This is a genomic window from Lentimicrobiaceae bacterium, assembly GCA_023227965.1.
GTDB lineage: Bacteria > Bacteroidota > Bacteroidia > Bacteroidales > JALOCA01 > JALOCA01.
The window spans coordinates 19,336-38,403 of record JALOCA010000026.1 but is presented as its reverse complement, the minus strand read 5'-3'; the positions used below and the strand labels follow the sequence as shown (position 1 = coordinate 38,403).

The 19,068-nt window shown below is 34.5% G+C and carries 13 protein-coding genes and 1 pseudogene; 7 read left to right on the top strand and 7 right to left on the bottom strand.

Annotated features, from left to right (window positions below; genetic code table 11):
• Genes M0R21_09530 through purD form a run of 3 tightly spaced genes read right to left on the bottom strand, consistent with a single transcriptional unit; the run spans position 1 to position 2,864 of the window.
• Positions 1–597 (bottom strand): ribonuclease HII, encoded by a 597-nt coding sequence (locus tag M0R21_09530; protein MCK9618059.1) that lies wholly within the window; start codon positions 595–597, stop codon positions 1–3.
• Complete coding sequence (locus M0R21_09525) at positions 598–1,575, bottom strand: hypothetical protein (protein ID MCK9618058.1); 978 nt, start codon at positions 1,573–1,575, stop codon at positions 598–600.
• Positions 1,572–2,864, bottom strand: coding sequence for a phosphoribosylamine--glycine ligase (gene purD / locus M0R21_09520; protein MCK9618057.1), 1,293 nt, complete (start codon positions 2,862–2,864; stop codon positions 1,572–1,574). Before purD ends, M0R21_09525 begins: the two co-directional genes overlap by 4 nt.
• Positions 2,865–3,009: 145 nt before the next feature.
• Between purD and M0R21_09515 the strand changes: the two genes are divergently transcribed.
• From M0R21_09515 to M0R21_09505, 3 genes are read left to right on the top strand one after another with little or no spacing between them, the layout of a single operon-like run.
• Positions 3,010–4,893: an ATP-binding protein gene (locus tag M0R21_09515; protein MCK9618056.1), complete on the top strand. Its 1,884-nt coding sequence runs from the start codon at positions 3,010–3,012 to the stop codon at positions 4,891–4,893.
• A gap of 2 nt (positions 4,894–4,895) precedes the next feature.
• Entirely contained in the window at positions 4,896–5,474 is a 579-nt protein-coding gene (locus tag M0R21_09510) for a LysM peptidoglycan-binding domain-containing protein (GenBank protein MCK9618055.1), read from the top strand.
• Positions 5,475–5,480: 6 nt separating this feature from the next.
• A complete protein-coding gene (locus M0R21_09505; GenBank protein MCK9618054.1) occupies positions 5,481–5,894 on the top strand; it encodes a hypothetical protein in 414 nt (137 codons plus the stop codon).
• Positions 5,895–5,926: 32 nt separating this feature from the next.
• On the opposite strand, the gene M0R21_09500 is transcribed toward M0R21_09505, so the two are convergent.
• The 4 genes and pseudogenes from M0R21_09500 to M0R21_09485 all read right to left on the bottom strand — a co-directional run bounded on the left by M0R21_09500 (position 5,927) and on the right by M0R21_09485 (position 8,439).
• Positions 5,927–6,838, bottom strand: coding sequence for a dihydroorotate dehydrogenase (locus M0R21_09500; protein MCK9618053.1), 912 nt, complete (start codon positions 6,836–6,838; stop codon positions 5,927–5,929).
• Positions 6,832–7,605 carry a dihydroorotate dehydrogenase electron transfer subunit gene (locus M0R21_09495; GenBank protein MCK9618052.1) on the bottom strand — a complete coding sequence of 258 codons (774 nt, stop codon included), beginning with the start codon at positions 7,603–7,605 and terminating at the stop codon, positions 6,832–6,834. The genes M0R21_09500 and M0R21_09495 overlap by 7 nt, the downstream gene beginning before the upstream one ends.
• A 60-nt stretch (positions 7,606–7,665) precedes the next feature.
• The gene (locus M0R21_09490) at positions 7,666–8,100 is read right to left on the bottom strand and encodes a DUF5606 domain-containing protein (protein MCK9618051.1); all 435 of its coding nucleotides are present in this window, start codon (positions 8,098–8,100) and stop codon (positions 7,666–7,668) included.
• 258 nt (positions 8,101–8,358) lie between these two features.
• Positions 8,359–8,439: pseudogene (locus M0R21_09485) on the bottom strand (NAD-dependent deacylase).
• Positions 8,440–8,583: 144 nt separating this feature from the next.
• Between M0R21_09485 and M0R21_09480 the strand changes: the two are divergent.
• From M0R21_09480 to M0R21_09465, 4 genes are all read left to right on the top strand, one after another.
• The gene (locus tag M0R21_09480) at positions 8,584–11,679 is read left to right on the top strand and encodes a histidine kinase (protein MCK9618050.1); all 3,096 of its coding nucleotides are present in this window, start codon (positions 8,584–8,586) and stop codon (positions 11,677–11,679) included.
• An 82-nt stretch (positions 11,680–11,761) separates the two neighbouring features.
• On the top strand, positions 11,762–12,511 hold the full coding sequence (locus M0R21_09475) for a LytTR family DNA-binding domain-containing protein (GenBank protein MCK9618049.1): 750 nt from the start codon (positions 11,762–11,764) through the stop codon (positions 12,509–12,511).
• A 532-nt stretch (positions 12,512–13,043) separates the two neighbouring features.
• The gene (locus M0R21_09470) at positions 13,044–14,660 is read left to right on the top strand and encodes a T9SS type A sorting domain-containing protein (protein MCK9618048.1); all 1,617 of its coding nucleotides are present in this window, start codon (positions 13,044–13,046) and stop codon (positions 14,658–14,660) included.
• A gap of 91 nt (positions 14,661–14,751) precedes the next feature.
• Positions 14,752–19,068: a PKD domain-containing protein gene (locus M0R21_09465; GenBank protein ID MCK9618047.1), complete on the top strand. Its 4,317-nt coding sequence runs from the start codon at positions 14,752–14,754 to the stop codon at positions 19,066–19,068.

Genomic DNA, 19,068 nt, shown 5'->3' with positions numbered 1-19,068 from the left:
TTAAAAATTGATCTTGAGTTGCGGATTCATATTGAAACTCTTTCTGTGGTATGGAGATAATCCATAGCGGGCAATTGCCAGATGGTGCTCTTTGGTGGGGTATCCTTTGTTTTTAATCCAGCCATAATACGGAAATTCGCCATTTATCAAATCCATATATTCATCCCTGTACGATTTTGCAAGGATAGAAGCTGCCGCAATTGATTGATACAAAGCATCACCATGAATGATACACTTACAGGAAATGTTTTTATAAGCTAAAAACCGGTTTCCGTCAATGAGCAAAAAAGAAGGTATAACTAAAAGTTGTTCAATCGCTTTGTGCATAGCCAAAAAGGAAGCATTTAAAATATTCAGAACATCAATTTCTTCAGCATCAACACTAGCTACACTCCATGCTAAAGCATCATGTTCAATAATTTTCCTCAACTTATTCCTTTTCAATGCACCCAATTTTTTTGAATCGTTCAACTCATTGTTACAATAATCATCAGGAAATATAACCGCAGCAGCAAATACCGGACCTGCAAGACACCCTCTTCCAGCCTCGTCGCATCCTGCCTCATTGGGAAATTCTGAATACCTGGCAAGTAACATTTAGACAAAAAATAATTTATAAAAAATGCTAAGAGATAAAAATAGAAGTAAAAAAGAAGACATTTTTTTTCTTTTGTGAGAAAATAAAGAAATACCCAAAATTGCAGAAAAGGGTAAGTAAATCATTCCCCAATGTATATCAAAAGAAATGGTTGAAAAAGGAATTAATATAACAGAAAAAAATATTAAATAAATTAGCAGATAATTTTTTTTACGAGCAGCAACAACTTTATCACTAATTTCAAGAATCGAACGTGGGACAGCAATAATAATTAATAACAACAAAAATGAATAAAATAGAATATCTATTAATTTAAAGTGTAAACTAAATAATTTTATATTTTGTATATAATAAGTGTATATATCCGGAATTATTGGAATTTTATTTGTTAAGAATCTGTATATAAAATAGAAAAAATAAGGCATTAGGAGACCAAGGAAAGAAATAAACCATTCTCTCCATCCCAATATACGATATAAAATTAATCCCATTAAAATAAATAAATATATATATATCATGGAAAAATAAAAAAACGACCCGATAGAAATATAAAAAGAAATACCAAAAAACTCAGTTAATGAATCTTCTTTCCCATAACATTTAAAAAATTTCTGCAAAGAAAGAATAAGAAAAAAATTAGCAAAAAGAACAGGATGTATGGTGAGCATATTTACGGTATTGCTCATAAGCAAAATATAAAGAAAAGCAGGTAAAAATGTACCTTTTGAAATGAGATTATTTTCGTGTAAAACTAAGTTAAAAAACAGTGCTTCAAATATAAGTAGCAAAAATGCAAAAATGCTCATCAATGCAGGAAAATGTTGTAAATTAGTTATTAAATAACAATATAAGGTTTCCGTTCCAATAGCACTGAGAGGTGGTGGACTGCCTAAAAAAGATTTACTCCACAAAACAAGGGCAGCCAATATAATGCAAGTTAACTGAAAAGGATATGAAGCTTTAAATATATTTATCACTTTCCCATTTTTAATAAATCATAACCAATATCATTTCTGAAATACTTTCCTTCAAAACTAATTTTTTTTGCATTTGTATATGAAATTTCTAATGCTTTTTGTAAGGTTGTTGCAGTAGAAGTAATGGAAAAAACCCTGCCTCCGGAAGTTATTACTTCATTTGTATTTTCTTTGCAGGCAGTACCTGCATGAAAAATCAAACTGCCATCGCATAAATGTAAGTTTTTCACATTTTTCCCTTTGAGGTATTCTCCCGGATATCCTCCCGAAACGAGCATTACAGCCGCAGCATATTGAGAATCAATATTTATTGTTATAGTATCCAAATGCTGATCAGCAACAGCCATAAACAGTTCGAGAAGATCGTTTTGTAAACGAGGCAGAATTACTTCGGATTCGGGATCTCCCAACCGGCAATTGTATTCGATAACATAGGGATCATTACCCACTTTTATAAGCCCAAAAAAGATAAACCCTTTATAAGATATGTTTTCCTTTTTCAATCCTTCTATAGTAGGCTTAACAATGCGTTCTTCAACTTTTTGCATGAATTCTTCTGTTGCAAAGATTACAGGCGACACAGCTCCCATACCTCCGGTATTCGGTCCTGTATCGTTGTTACCTACTCTTTTGTAATCTTTTGCCTCGGGTAATATTTTGTAGGAATTGCCATCGGTAATTACAAAAACAGACAATTCAATTCCTTGCAAAAATTGTTCGATAACAACTTTTTCAGAAGCCCTGCCAAATTTTTTCGCTTGCAACATTGCAATGAGTTCTTCTTCGGCTGTTTGTATATCATTGCAAATTAGTACTCCCTTGCCTGCCGCCAGCCCATCGGCTTTTAAAACAAAAGGTGGTTGCAAAGATTGTAAAAATTGGATAGCACCCTCTAAATCAGCAACGGAAAATGTTTTATAAGCGGCAGTAGGAATGGAGTGTCTTTCCATAAAATCTTTTGCAAATGCCTTGCTTCCTTCCAGCAAGGCTCCATGGCTACAGGGTCCGATTACAGAAACATTGTGCAACAGGTTGTCGTTCAAAAAAAAGTCGTGAATACCATTTACCAAAGGCTCTTCGGGACCAACAACTACCATATCAATATCATTTTCAAGCACAAAACGCTTTACATCTTCAAAATTATTGATTGCAAGTGCCACATTAGTACCTAATGTTCCGGTACCTGCATTACCGGGTGCAACAAACAAACGCTTTAGTCCTCTACTTTGCCTAAGTTTCCATGCCAGTGCATGTTCCCTTCCTCCAGAGCCTAATAACAACAAATTCATATCCTATTTTTGTTGCAAATTAACGAAAAATTGCAACAAAAATCATTTTTCAGCACGTATTGTTACTTTAACAATTTATGTATATTTGAATTTTAATTATCTATTTGAATTTTCTTCAAAGAGTATTGAACAAAAACAGCCTTCCATGCTTAAACTAATAAAAGTTAACATCTTCAAATATAAAAGCTTTACAGAAGAGCAGGAGATACGAATTAATGATAGGGTTACGCTGCTTATTGGGAAAAACGAATCCGGAAAAACAGCTTTTTTGGAAGCATTGGCAAAAGTGAATTACTTTGAAAAAGACAGTAAATTTAAATTAAACATTGTTGCAGATTACCCGAGAAATCAACTTAGTAAATTTATCAACACCGAAACAGACCAGGAATGTATTCGCTGCACTTTTGAAATTGATGCAAAGCTGATGAAAGAAATCGAAAGTGACTTGGGAAAAGGCGTGTTTACCAATAACTATTTTTCCTATGGAATTTCCTTTAATGGAAAAACCATTTGGTTTGATTTGAAAACCAATGAAAAAAAATTTCTTGAGACTTTTTTGAGTAAGTACGACCTTACGGAAAGCCTTCGTTCGCAACTGGAAAAAGTTAATACTACAACCGATCTTATTGAACTCTGGAAGGAAAAAAAATCTGACGATATCCTCAACCAAATTGTGAATGACCTCAATAAAAATGTTGTATTGAAAGCTTACCAATGGGAAAATAAGATAAAAGGATATATTGCAAAACATTATCTCAAGCCGGCTATTCCTAAATTCTGGTATTTTGATGAATTTTATGCTTTACCTTCTCGTATCAATATCAACGATTTAAAAAATTTACAATTAGACGATGATTCATTAAAAATTTCAAGAGCTTTCTTTGAATTAGCAAATATTAACATTGATGAACTGATTTCCTCCGACGATTACGAATCGTATCTTGCTAATATAGAAACAACAGCGAACACTGTAACTAATGAAATTTTCAAATACTGGAGTACCGACCGCGATCTTGAGATAAAATTTGAAATTGAAAACAAGGTAAACGAAAAAAATAAAATCCTCGATATCCGTATCCGCAATAGCCGGAGAAAAGTTACTCTCCCTTTAAAAAACAGGAGTAAAGGCTTAAACACATTTTTCTCATTTATAGTATGGTTCAGCAGAATTCAGAAAAAAAATGATTCCAACTATATCCTATTACTGGATGAACCCGGCTTAAATTTGCATTCTACTGCCCAGGCTGATATGCTGCGTTTTATCGAAGACCTTTCCGAAAAATACCAAATCATATATACTACCCATTCTCCCTTCATGATAAATCCCAAAGAAATTGACAGGGTGCGAACCGTTTGCGACAAAGGAACTGGCAGTTTTATCTCGGAAATTGAAAGAGAAACCAATACAGAAACACTTTATCCCCTGAAAGCTGCTATCGGTTTCGGAATGGCAAACCGTTTATTGAACAACGATAAAAATTGTATCGTAGAAGATATTGCAACAATGATTTTCCTCGAAGTGATGTCGGAACTTCTGCAATCGCTACACCGGAATGGATTAAATGACAAGATTAAACTAGTACCAGTGGGCGGTATAAGCAAACTATTGGCTTTCATTTCTTTGTTGCGTTCCGAACATAGCACTTACCTATGCTTAATTAATTCCAGCAAACTCGAAGCGGACAAAAACAATACAAAAACAGGTGAATTATCTGGCTTCCTTTCTGATTTTATACTTACTTTTGATAACTATTGCAAAATCAAAAATGCAGGAATAGAAGATATTTTTTCAGTCAGTGAATTTTCTAAAATATACAGTCTTGATTGTGAAGATAACATAATATTGGATGAAAATAGTAATGAATCCATAAATAATCAACTTATTAAAATGTTCGAAAAACCATTACATCCATTACAAATAGCACAAAAATTTGCCTCCGAACGTTACACCTCCGATTTCTTTTCCGAAACAACTCTTGCCCGTTTTGAAAAATTATTTATAGATATTAATTCTTATTTTAATAAATGACCATGGATTGTCCAATTTGTAAAACCACGGGAATAAAAACAGGGGCAACTACTTGCCCAAAATGTAAATCAGATCTTGAAATATTCCAACTCATTGATAACATTACTGAAAATAAACAAGGGAAAAATATTTTTACTATATTATTTGCAATACTTTTTATTTTAGCTTCAGCATGTTGTGTTTATATATATTATTTTTACACAACAGCAGAAAACCAAAAAGATATTATTGTAAATGAACAACTAACAAAACAATCGCAGCAAATTGAAAAATTAAAAAGTAATAATGATGCTTTATTATTAAAAATAATTGACCTCCAAAAAAACAATGAAAATAATCCGGCTCCTGCACCTGAAAATGTAAAACCAACGCCTGCTGTAAAACCTGTTTCCAGTGGAAAACTCACCAGCGGAAATGCAAGAGGATTGTATTTTTATGAGGTAGGAAAAGGAGAATCCTTACAATTAATAGCTGAAAAAGTGTATGGAGACAAGGGAAAATATACTAAAATAATGATAGATAATAATATAGAAGATGCCGACCAGATAGAAGCAGGGCAGAAGTTAAAAATTTATAAATAAAAAGGTATGGCAGGTTTTTCACAAATAGCCGAACTTATCCAGAAAAAAGTATTGGCATTTCAATCGGAAATCGCTGAATTAAAAGCCAAAACAGATAAATACCAAGCTGAAAAAACTCAACTTGAAAATAAAGTTGCACAACTTAATGAAGAGCTTCGTATGGTTATTCAGGAAAATAAAGACCTGAAAGAAATTGTATATGAAACCACCCGCGAGAATACACAATTTAAAACCCAAATGGATAAAACCAAACCAGGAAAGTCAGAAAATACCCCTAATCCAGAAATGCAGCCTACAACTGTAAAAATTGCACAACAAACATCTCCCCCTTCGACAACAAAAATGGAGCAACTCGAAAATCAGTATTATAATTATGATGCTGATGAAAACAATTTTGATGAGGAGGAATTGAAAAAATAATATTTCGTTTCGAGACTAAATTTATCCATCAACTAATAACTTAGATTTCCAATAATATCTCTAACTGATTTAATATTATTTCGTTTAAGATATTTCCCAATACCATCAATAATTTTAATGCTTGTCAAAGGATCAATAAAGTTGGCGGTACCTACCTGCACTGCAGAAGCTCCGGCAAGCAAAAATTCGATGGCATCAGCAGCATTAGTGATGCCTCCCATGCCTATCACCGGAATTTTTACCGCCTTGGCAACTTGCCAAACCATGCGCAGGGCAACAGGTTTAATAGCCGGACCGGAAAGTCCCCCGGTGATGGTAGAAAGAACCGGTTTGCGCGTTTCGGCATTGATAGCCATTCCCAATAAAGTATTGATGAGCGACACTGCATTCGCCCCGGCTTCTTCCACCGCCAGTGCTATCTCTGCAATATCCGTAACATTGGGCGAAAGTTTCACGATAAGTGTTTTATCATACACTTTACGAACGGCAGAAGTAACTTCCATAGCCGAAATACAATTAGTTCCGAAAGCCATCCCACCTTCTTTCACATTAGGACAAGAAATATTCAGTTCAATAGCCGGTATCTTTTCCAGAGAATTGATCTTTTCTGCTACTTCAACGTAACTTTCCACCGTAGAACCCGACACATTCACAATAACATTGGTAGTATAGTGATTTATACGAGGATATATTTCCTGGATAAAATAATCTACGCCATTGTTTTGCAGCCCAACGGCATTCAGCATGCCCGAAGCCGTTTCTGCCATACGTGGATAATCATTCCCCTGGCGAGCTTCGGCGGTAGTAGCCTTTACCACTATCCCGCCAAGGCGGTTTACATCAAAAAAATCTTCAAACTCGTAGCCATTTCCAAAAGTACCCGAAGCCGTAAGCACCGGGTTGGAAAGCATAAGCTTATGAATATTAACTTTAATATCTACCATCCTTGTAAATTATTAATATTAAATACCGGGCCTTCGGTACATACACATTGATTTCCCATATTTGTTTTCACAACACAGCAAAGACAAACCCCAATACCACATGCCATCATATTTTCGAGGGATACTTCGCAAGGGAGATTACTGGCACGTGCTATTTTAGCCATTGCTCTCATCATCACTTCCGGTCCGCAGGTGTAAATAGCAGTGAAGTCCTTTGAAACCGGATTAAATACCGGATGATGGGTTACCAAACCTTTAAAACCGAGGCTCCCATCCTCCGTAGCCACATAAACTTCTCCATATTTCTGGTATTCTTCCTTCAAAGGAACATCAGAAGCCGTCTTCCCTCCTATTGTTATCGTCAACTCGTTGTGGTTGCCGGCAAGAGAGCGTGCAAGGAACAACAAAGGAGCTACTCCGCATCCACCACCTACCAATAAAACTTTTTTATTTTCAGGGATAGAAAATCCCTTACCAAGAGGAAATACCAGATTAAGATTATCGCCATGTACAAGAGTAGATAATTTTCGGGTTCCTGCGCCTACACTTTTTATCAGCAGAGACAAGGTGTTGTTTTTATAGTCCACATCGTGTACAGAAAAAGGTCTCCGCAGAAAAGTAGAAGGAGAATCTTCCACTTTTGCTTCTACAAACTGACCTGGAAAGATGGTTGGTAGCGGAATATCCGGTTGTAGCAGTAACCGGAAGTTGCCTCCGCTGAGCATTTCCTTATTCAGCACCTTAAAGTCTTGTATGTATTTAGCCATAACTCAAAATTACTTTCAAAAATACACAAAAAAAGTCCATCGTAACGATGGACTTAACGATTATTCTTTGGGTTTTTCCGCTATGGGTTCTTCCTTCTTGCTATCCTCATCTTCAAACTCAAGCAAATTATGTTCGAGTAACAGATTGTACCAGGACAATATTTTCCGGATATGGGAAACATACACTCTATCTTTGTCGTAATCTGGAATAATTTCCTCAAAAAAAGATTTTAAGCTTTTTTCATCCGCTTTACTTTCAAGTGCTTTACCGCATTTAAGGTTTTCATACATTTTTTTGAACACATCTTTCAGGGGCAAGTCGTCGTTAAGGGTATAAATACTGATTTCTTCCAGAGTACTTGCATTGTCGCCAGAGAATATCTGAATCCGTTTTTTATCAGCAAGACTCTCAACTATTGCACCATTTTTAGCTTGGGCTACCATTTTATACAAACCGGCTTTCCCACTTACCGAAAGAATTTTACTTAAATCCATCTCTTGATTATTTTTTGCAAAAATAGTTATTCTTTATGCGAAAAAAAACAATAGCAAAATTAAATGATTGTCGGATATATTACCCAAATGATAAAAAAGAAGGGCATTGCCCCAAAAAAGTCAAGACTGCGCCCGCTTCGCTCGAAAAAATTATGTTCGTTGGCTAAAACGGATATTTATATTATAAAATCAATGACTACTTTGGTATTATGAAGTCAGGCGGTGAGTACACACATCTTCAATCCGATAATTTTTTCACAAACTGTCGCTGTCGCGGAAGGTCTTGATACCGCTTTCGGCAAGGATACCGGCACCGGTTAAAACGACTAATTTTTCCATCCTTTAATGAAATTTCGGCAAAGTTAACAAGAAACATACAACCGGGGCGATAAATGACAAAAGGGAATTTTTTTATTCAAATTTATATACTTTTTGTGTTTGGAATATTATTATTTTTATAGCTGAATTTAAATTGCATACTCCATGAAGTATGCCTGTTCAATATTTCTGTATTTATTCTTTCAGAGCCTGTGTTTGCAAGCTTTCTCACAGGATGAAGATTACTATATCCGGAGCTATACCGTAGGAAATGGTTTGCCCAATAATCAGGTACGTTGTATAGCACAGGATAAAAACGGGTTTTTATGGTTCTCAACCTGGGATGGTTTATGCCGTTTCGATGGTAATGAGTTTCGGGCATATTATCATGATCCTGCCGATAGCCTAAGCCTGTCGAACATTGATTTACACGAGATACGTATTGATAAAGCCAACAATGTCTGGGTTTGGGCAGTACAGACTATTTGCCGCTACGAACGTTCTAAGGATTGCTTTATACGATATAATAGCAAAAAAAATCCTAAGGACTCCAATTATATTGTTTCTGATGCTATTTATAGTTGTTCAACCGATAATTATGGAAATTTATGGGCATTGGGCAACCGGGGATTTGAAAAATTTGATCATGTCAGCCGGCGATTCATACATTATTCTTTTGTTGATGAAAAGGGTAAAAGTTTAAACACCTGGGATGACAGGATAGTGTTTGATAACCTGAACAATTTATGGATAGTAAAGAAAAATCAGGTGGTAAAGTGTACGGTAATTGCTAATGCTTATCTTGAAAAAAATATTGTACAACCCATTAAAATTTACATGTTTCCCTTTTTAGAAGATAAAATGATTTTCAATATTTCTTATATCTTTTCCATTTATAATGGCAGGCATGGCGTATGGGTTACGTCCAACAATGGCTTATTTCTTCTGAAGCCTGCGAATAATGCTTTTATCCGATATAACAAAAAGATACCAAGAAATGAATTCAGTTTTAAACATCCTATTATCTGGTCGTCAATCCCCGATGGTCTTTTTGTTTATAATCCTAAAACTGGTAAGACCTTTCATCCCAATCCTAATCTGACTCAAAATGTGGAAACCTATTTTATTGATAATAATGGCAGCATTTGGTTTGGCAGTTTATATATAAATTCACAGGAGGGTACCGGATTAAATAAAATTATAACCACTGGGAAATTTTTCAGGCATTATCTTACACCAACACAAACCAAAGAGGAAGTTGCGGTATTTGGCTTGTTTAAAGATAAAAACCGCGATATTTGGGTGGGAACAAATAATTATAATTATCTTTTAACTTTACATCCTGATGGAACTTTCGAAAAGGGCAATTTTTTACCTGATGAATTAGTGCAATTGGGAGGACAAGCCAGAACTTTCATTGAGGATAATCATGGTGGTTTGTGGATAGGCTATATTAATGGGGCTCTTTTTCGCTATGATTATTTCCGTAAGACATTTGAACGGTGTCATTTGAAAAAATACCCGTATATCCAAAATAAGGATGATTTTTTATCTTGTTTCAAAATATTAAATTTAGATAAAAAGGGGAATATCTGGGCAGGAGGAGATAAAGGATTCCTGCATTTTAATTCATTAACCTTAACCGTAGATTTTTATAAGCAAATCAATGATAATGGAATTTACTCCATGCTTAACGACGAAGAAGGGAATCAATGGGTTGGAATGGCTAAAAGTCAATTATTGTTTAAAGGGAAAGACAATAAACAGGATATTCAAATCTATCGTGTTCCCGGGCGATACAATATTGAATATATTGTAGAAGGTGATAACCATGATTTATGGCTGGCGTTGCTTGGCGGGGGAATCTGTCGCTTTGATAAGCTGACGCATCAATCAAAAATATATACCACCAAGGACGGATTAGCCAACAATACAACCTACAACATCCTGAAAGATAAAAAAGGCAATCTGTGGATAAGTAGCAACACCGGTATTTCGCGGTTTAATCCCCGCACCGGTCTTTTCCGGAATTTCAGCAAAAGTGATGGTTTAAAAATTGTTGAATTTAATGCTGATGCAGCCTGCCAGACGAAAGAAGGAGAAATGCTGTTTGGTGGAATGGGCGGTTTTGTAAGCTTTTATCCCGATAGCCTCGATAGAAAGGAAAAAAACAATAAAACGCCACTCTTATTTACCGGGTTTAAAGTTTCGGGACGTGAGCGTTATTTTAACCAACCCATTTATGAAATCACTGAAATCCATTTGCAAAAAGGGGAAGGTAATTTTGAGATATCGTTTGCCAGCGTTGATTTTGTGAATGCCGAAAAAATACGTTATCGTTACTGCCTTCAGGGATATAAAAACGAATGGATTAGTACGGATAGCCGGAATCGTATCGTAAATTATGCCAGTCTTCCGCCAGGCAGGTACACGTTCTGTCTCCAGGCTACCGATGCCAACGGCAATTGGGAAAAGAATGCCTCGCTGCAAATAGATATACCCGCCTATTTTTACCAGACAATTGTATTCAAATTATTGGTTTTTATGATTATATCCGGTATAATCAGCATAATTATATTTATGCAACTCCGGCAGAACCGCCTGATAGAAAAAAGAAAACAGGATCAACTGAAACTGGAAGTACTACAAAGCCAGATGAATCCACACTTTGTATTTAACTCATTAAATTCGATCAATTATTTTATTTCTACAAGTGATAAATTGTCGGCTAATAAATATATAGTAGAATTTTCAAATCTTATTCGTTCGTTTTTAAACCATTCATCGCTCGAATATATTCCTTTTCAGGATGAAATAGACATGTTAAAAAGCTATCTGCAACTGGAGCATCTACGTTTCTCAGACAAATTTGATTATACAATCTCAATTGATGAAAAACTCGATTGTACTACTCTTGAAATAATGCCATCTATGGTACAACCTATAATAGAAAACGCTATCTGGCATGGGGTAAGAAATCTTGAAGCAGAAAAAGGACTGATTATAATTGCTTTCCATGAGTTTAGCAAAGACGCTATGCGATGTATAGTGGAAGATAATGGTGTAGGAATGAAAAAATCACTGCAAAATAAAAGTAAGGAACAGAGAAACCGACCTTCAAAAGGATTGATAAACATTGAACAGCGCCTTGAAATAGTCAATGCACTGAAGAAAACAAAATATAAAATTGAATATCATGATTGTTATCCGGAATTATTCTATCCTGGGACAAGGGTAATTATTGAAATACCCGTTAAGTAGAGGTTAAGAAGTTTAATAATCATTTGAAAGATTAAAGAAATCCATTAAGCATTAAAAACTAATCATTAAACATTTAAATATTATGATAAAGACTATAATCATTGAAGATGAGATTCCCGCACAGGAAATTTTGAGAAATTACCTGGAAGAATATTGCCCCGATGTGGAAATAGTAAACATAGCAGGCAGTGTTAAAAAAGCATTGGTTGCCATTTCTATACATCAGCCACAACTTTTATTTTTAGACATTGAATTACCCGATGGAACAGGATTCGACGTTTTAAGGCAAATCAACCATTTTAATTACAAAGTTATTTTTATGACTGCATTTCAACAATATGCTGTTGAAGCCTTCCATTTCTATGCAGTTCATTATTTAATGAAGCCATTATCGGTACAAGAGTTAATAGAAGCAATGAACAGGGTAAGAAAAGAATTTGCAAATTCAATTTTGCAAACCAACATACATGAACTTCTGAAACACCAGGAAAATCAATTAAATAATTTCAACAAACTGATGATTTCCACTGGCAGTGAATATAAGGTTATTGACTTTCAAAATATTGTATATTGCAAAGCAGAAGAATATTGTACTTTATTTATTTTCATTGAAGGTAAAAGTATTACCAGTTCAAAGCATTTGAAATATTATGAGAAAATTTTAATGAAAAATTGCTTCTTACGTGTACATCATTCATTTCTTGTCAATCTGAAATTCGTTACAGGGTTATCAAAAGACGGGAATATCCATCTTAATGATAAAAATACCATCCCTTTAGGTGATACATACAGAAAATCATTTATGGAAGCATTCGGAAGGTGCAGAAAATAAAAAATGCAATTAAAACCTAATACTCTATAGCATGGTTTAAGCTGATATCTTGCCTTTATATTTAATGGTAACATATCTTTATTAAAGTCAAAAATATCCATTTATTGGATAAAAAGGGTATTCTCTTGGGTAAAAACATCCTTCTCTTGGATTTTTTTTTGCATAATATTTTCATTCATTAATTTTATTGACCTTTTTAAAGTCAATTTTTAAATTATTGAAACATTATCTGAAGCCAACGGGGAGTTTACCATTCAACTAAAAGAACCAGACAACTATATCTTCAAAGTAATCATCTCTGGCTTTCAACCTTATTCCATTGAATTTGAAATAAGAAAAGATGAGAGCCTCGAAATAAAAGTTGAGTAGAGAAGGGAAGAGTAAAATATTTAATATAAAACATTGATAAATAATTAATTAATTAAAACTGTCATGAATGCAATACAGTAAATCCAAATACGACATTTATATGCTACAATTGTAATTACAGTTTGAAATAAGTCAAACAATCCTTAAATATAATTTACTCTAAATGAAAAAATTTCATTCATTAATTATTGCAATTTTATTGTTATCAGAAGTTTCATTTTCGCAAACTGTTTCATTTAATCATATTCCTGCATGGGAAAGCACTGAATATCTCACTGGGAAAATTTCCAATACAACTATAAGCGATCAAAGAATACTTGTTTATTTATATTTTGATGGTTGGTGGTGGGTAAAACCTTATGGTTCTTCGCCACTCACTATAATATTACCCGACAGTTCATGGTATTGTAATGTTACAACAGGTGGATGTGATGCTTATGCAGACAGATTTACAGCATTTATTGTACCTGACAGTTATACGATTCCAGGGATTTCATTTCAGAATAAATTACCCGATGAGCTATACCAGTTTCCTAACTGTAATACAATTCGTAAACAAGGAAAAAGAAAAATAGAATTTTCAGGTTTACAATGGACAGTTAAAAATAATTCGGCAGGATGTGCCATAGGACCAGGTCCAAATTTGTTTTCTGCTGACACATCTGATATTTTTATAGATGAAGAACAACATTTACATTTAAAAATTGCACATCATCCTGATGATGGATTATGGTATTGCTCTGAAGTAATTGCCGACACTTCATTAGGTTACGGGAAATATAGATTTTCAATAAATAATCGCCTGGACACATTGGATAAGAATGCGGTATTGGGATTATTTACCTGGGATGACTATGCAAACAATAATTATTACGCCGAAATTGATTTAGAGGCATCACGCTGGGGAAATGAAGCAGATTCAAATTTTCAATATGTAATACAGCCTTGGGATGTTACCGGCAATCGTTACCGCTTAAATGTTGGCTCGGCAGAAAATTCTATACATGAATTTATATGGACTAATGACACTGTATTTTTCAATAGCTATGATGGTGAAAATAACTTATTCAATACATGGAAATATTACGGAGAGTATATGCCTGTTCCAAACAGGGAAAATACGAGAATAAATCTTTGGCTTTATTTAAACCCTCCCGCAAATAATAATGACATTGAAATTGAGATTAAAAGTTTTATTTTTCAAAACCTTATAGATGCTCCTACCGGTATAAATGCTTCAGATGGAGAAGATACTACAGCAGTTAATATTTATTGGAATGAAACACTGCCTGGGTATTATTATATGGTATATAGAAACACAGAAAACAATCCTGAAACTTCAACTAAATCGTTTAACGAATGGATAATAAACACAGAATATTCTGACACTACAGCATTACCAGGTATAGAATATTACTATTGGGTAAGAGCTTCCGATAACAATACTGGTTCAAACACCACGGGATATAGCTCAGGATATAGTAATTATGATATTGGTTGGAGAAAATCAACTGTCGGAATTATTGAAAACAGCAAAATATTAAAGATATTTCCAAATCCTGCAAAAAATGAAATAAATATTGTTTTGCCAAATTTTATTAAATGGCCATGCCATTTTTATATCTACGATTTGAATGGAAATTTACTTTATAAAAATCATCATATTGAAAACAATACCAACATCACGTTACCACAATTGGCTGATGGTGAATATATAATCTTATTTGAGATTGATAATCTGATGAAGGAAACAGTTAAACTTCAAATATTAAGAAAATAATTACAATACCCTGAAACGATATCCTAATTTTCGGGATAAATTCATTAAATGTCGTTAGCGTATCTGTCACATGTTTTAAATTTATTTATTGATGAAAAAACAACTGTTAGTGGTCAGCTTAATATTTATTACATATCCCCTTTTAGCACAATTATCGGTAGATTTTACATTTACTCCCGATAATACCTGTTCGGGTACAAACATAAGTTTTACTTCAACAGTAACAGGAGGCAATCCTGCAAAATATGTTTACAACTGGAGTTTCAGCGATGGATATTCGCATATTGCAAACCCTAAGCATATATTTAATGTCTTCGGTTGTGGCACCCAAAACTATGCAGTTACATTAATTGTGCACGATACTTCCCATAACAACCCTCTTGGGGATACAGTACAAAAAGTTGTTCAGGTTAAAAGACGCCCCGAACCACAATTACACGAAAATTTGAGCTCTCCGGAGTTTAAAAATTGCTATAATGATCCCCCTCCATCACCTGCAAATCCAAATTTTACAATCTCCGTAAACGATATAACCCCAAATAATTTCTGTATTACATCGGGAAGCTACACTATTGACTGGGGAGATGGCTCTCCTCTTGCCACGGGGCTTGTAATTGGATTTATTAATTTACAGCATACTTATACCCAGCTTGGCGCTTTTAACCTAGTATTTTCTGCTTTGGGAGATAATGGATGCATGGGAACGACAACATATATAGTAGGCAACGAAGCCTATCCCCAAGGTGCGATTGACCTTAATGGGAGTTATTCACCAACATGTGCACCCGAGACATACCAGTTTATCATTAGCGGACATACAGATAATTCGCCATCTACAACTTATGATTTTGATTTCGGCGATGGATCAAGCATGGTTTACTGGACTCACGATAGTGTTATATTGTACAACAACTTAATCGAACATACTTATATAAATTCATCCTGTCCTAATCCAAGTCATTACTTTTCGGTTGTGATGTCAATTGCTAATACATGTGGCAACGGAAGCTCAACACGAACGACAAGTATTATTTGGTCGAAATCCATTGCCAGAGTTGATACCTCAGGACTAAAAGGATGTATCGGTCAGCCAATTAATTATAATAATTTATCATATTCGGGTTTTGGACCAGGGTGTGCATCCAATGATACATATTTCTGGGATCTTGGTAATGGTTTGACTTATACAGGTTACAGCCCTCCATCACAAACGTTCAACACATCAGGAACATTCGATGGATTTTTGATAGCCAATAATTTTTGTGGAAAAGATACTGCTTTTTTTAAAATAGAAATAGACCCCGAACCAGTTGCAAAAGCCACTCAAAATACTAATCAGGGCTGCATTCCTTTTGAAGTAAACTTCACAAATCAATCGAGCGGAGGAGAGTTAACTTTTAAATGGACTATAATCCCCGATACAGGTTTTGTATTTATACATTCAGATTCAACATCTATAAATCCTGTAATCAGGTTTACTTCAAAAGGAATTTATAAAGTATCATTGAAAGCTGAAAATAACTGTTCCGACAGTACAATATTTATAAATATTATTGCTAAAGACAAACCCAATATTACCTATTCTCATTCACTAGGTCCAAATTGTACACCATATAATTATATGCCAACAGCAATTTTCGATTCTGCCTTTGGTACCATAGATACTTATTCATGGCAGTTTGAAGGAGGAGTGCCTTCATCTTCTTCAAATAAAATACCCGGAAATATTATATACAACAATCCAGGTACATTTGGAATTACTATTACTGCTCATAATGAATGTGGGATATTTACACTTGCTGACTCTATTGAAATTATTAACCGACCAGTAATAACCGAGTTTCCACAAAATATATCTGTTTGTTTATCGCAAGCTCCAGTTTATTTTAGGGCGAGAGTAAACCATCAACTTGCAAACACCGGATGGAGTTGCGATTTATCCACTCCGTGTACCATTACTGATGATGGATATTTTACTCCAAACCAAGCCGGATTGTTCAAAATTAATTTTATGTATGGGAATATCCAGAATTGTACCGTTGACAGTAGTTTTTATGTAACAGTAATTGCTCTGCCTTCTGTCAATGCAGGATTGGATACCGGAAATTGTATTCAGAATACAAATTTTCATATTGAAGGAAACTGCCAAACAAATCAGCATTGGTGGTCGTGCAACAGTTCCGATATAATTTTTAATGATACTGTTAATGGCGATTTTACTACAACCGTACCTGGCAATTATTTATTTACATTACATTGCAAGGATACAATAAACTATCCCTTTTGCGATAGTCAGGATCAGTTAATCTTCCAGGTTGATCCACTACCTGTTTTGGTTCATCAGCCTGATACATTTTGCGTAAGTATAAATAAAAGCTTCGATTTGTTAAACATTTATTTTACAAATAAATGTTATTGGAATTTTGGCGATGGACACACTGATACAACCTATTCGCCTAATATCATCGCCAACCATACATATACTTCTACTGGAATTTATACTGTGATCATTAATGCATTTTCACGTTATGGTTGCAATAATAGCGACACATTTAATATTGTAGTTATTGATGCACCTCTACAGCCCCAATTTAACTTCTCGAATTTTAATCCGGCTAACCATTGTGGCGATACATTAGAAGTAAGCATACATTTCGATCATAAAATGTATGACAACAGCATAGAATTTTCGTGGCTATGCCAAAATAATACCTTTATACCCTATTCCAAAAGCTGTTTTACAGATACAACTTTGTATTTCGTTCAAAGTAATTATACAGATACTATTTACACTATAACTGTAAACCTTCGAAACCGATGTGGCATTTTGAGTTATTCCGATAATTTCGTTATACACCCTTTACCAAAAGCAAAATTTAAGCAGGGTTACACTCGGCTTTGCTCTCCGCGCTGTATAGAATTTTCGAATAAATCAATAGGACTACCCGATTATTATACATGGAATTGGGGAGATACAACAATGCCTGTAACAACGAATGATTCTATTGTAAAACACTGTTTTTACTATTATGGAAATCGCGATACAACTTATTATGTAAAATTAACCGCATTGAATGATTGTGGAAAGGATAGCATAATTGATTCTATCCTCGTATTGCCAAACAGAACAAAAGCTATACTTAATGTTGATAATGCTTCAGGATGTCCGCCACTTACAGTACATTTTAATTCTGAGGCTTCATTCGGAGCATATTTTTACTTATGGAAATTTGGCGACGGAAATAACAGTTCAACCTTACAAAATCCGGAATTTATTTATACTCATTCAGGACAATACAATGCATATCTATGGATTGCCTCAAAAGACACCTGCAGTGTTGATTCTACTCAAATAAATATCAATGTCTATGATGTTCCAGAGTTTAATTTTACCATAAACCAGGATAGTATCTGCAAAAAGGAAAGACTTGAAATCGAAAACTATTCAAATAATCTCTATGGATATACATGGGACTTTGGCGATAACACTTATTCTACCGATTTCAACCCCACTCATTTATATGATACTACAGGATTATTTTACATCAAACTGAAAGGAGAATCATTATTGCATTGCTCTGACTCTCTTATTAAAAAGATTTATGTAAAAGATTCTCCTACGGCTTTCATTAACCCTATAAATGATGATTGTGCTCCATATATTGTAAGTTTAATTCCCGATACAACTTCCTTATACTATTTATGGGATTTTGGGGACGGAAGTCCTCATAGCGCAAACCCTTTTCACGTTTATAATAAACCTGGAGTTTATATTATAACTCTTGTTTCTGAAGCAAGCAGTAATTGCACCGACACGGCTTACCGACAGATAAGGGTGCTACCTACGCCAAAAAGCAGTTTTATGTTCGATTTTCAGTCTGCCCAAACCGATGTAACGAAATTACCTGCTTACCTGCAAACATATAATCAATCGGGTGAAGCTACCGATTATGTGTGGTATCTTGATAATGATTCAATATCAACAGAGATAAATCCCCAAGTTGAAATAACAACTCTGGGTTCGCATATTATTACCCTAAGAAGTTTTAATGAATATGGCTGTTCGGATGATACCTTAATCAGTTATGATTTATTTTTTTATAAGTTATATCTTCCTAACGCTTTGTGGTTTTCGAGTGATATACCAGAAGACAGAGTATTTACCCCTAAAGGAATAGGCTTAACAAAATATCATATTAAAATTTATGATAAATGGGATAACTTAATGTGGGAATCGGATAAAATAGAAAATTTTGAACCGGCAGAAAGCTGGGATGGAACTTTTAAAAATCAAAGAGTAATGGAAGGAACCTATTACTGGATAATTACTGAACTGGAATTTGTTAATGGTGCTCCGAAACCAAACAATAGCTATAAAAATACCGGCATCATAAATGTAATTTATTAG

Bases quoted from the DNA above. Each gene is read 5' to 3' on its own strand.
- M0R21_09465 (MCK9618047.1), top strand. From the start codon at position 14,752: ATGAAAAAACAACTGTTAGTGGTCAGCTTAATATTTATTACATATCCC.
- M0R21_09505 (MCK9618054.1), top strand. From the start codon at position 5,481: ATGGCAGGTTTTTCACAAATAGCCGAACTTATCCAGAAAAAAGTATTG.
- M0R21_09480 (MCK9618050.1), top strand. From the start codon at position 8,584: ATGAAGTATGCCTGTTCAATATTTCTGTATTTATTCTTTCAGAGCCTG.
- M0R21_09470 (MCK9618048.1), top strand. From the start codon at position 13,044: ATGAAAAAATTTCATTCATTAATTATTGCAATTTTATTGTTATCAGAA.
- M0R21_09530 (MCK9618059.1), bottom strand. From the start codon at position 597: ATGTTACTTGCCAGGTATTCAGAATTTCCCAATGAGGCAGGATGCGAC.
- M0R21_09500 (MCK9618053.1), bottom strand. From the start codon at position 6,838: ATGGTAGATATTAAAGTTAATATTCATAAGCTTATGCTTTCCAACCCG.
- M0R21_09510 (MCK9618055.1), top strand. From the start codon at position 4,896: ATGGATTGTCCAATTTGTAAAACCACGGGAATAAAAACAGGGGCAACT.
- M0R21_09490 (MCK9618051.1), bottom strand. From the start codon at position 8,100: ATGGATTTAAGTAAAATTCTTTCGGTAAGTGGGAAAGCCGGTTTGTAT.
- M0R21_09475 (MCK9618049.1), top strand. From the start codon at position 11,762: ATGATAAAGACTATAATCATTGAAGATGAGATTCCCGCACAGGAAATT.
- purD (MCK9618057.1), bottom strand. From the start codon at position 2,864: ATGAATTTGTTGTTATTAGGCTCTGGAGGAAGGGAACATGCACTGGCA.
- M0R21_09515 (MCK9618056.1), top strand. From the start codon at position 3,010: ATGCTTAAACTAATAAAAGTTAACATCTTCAAATATAAAAGCTTTACA.
- M0R21_09495 (MCK9618052.1), bottom strand. From the start codon at position 7,605: ATGGCTAAATACATACAAGACTTTAAGGTGCTGAATAAGGAAATGCTC.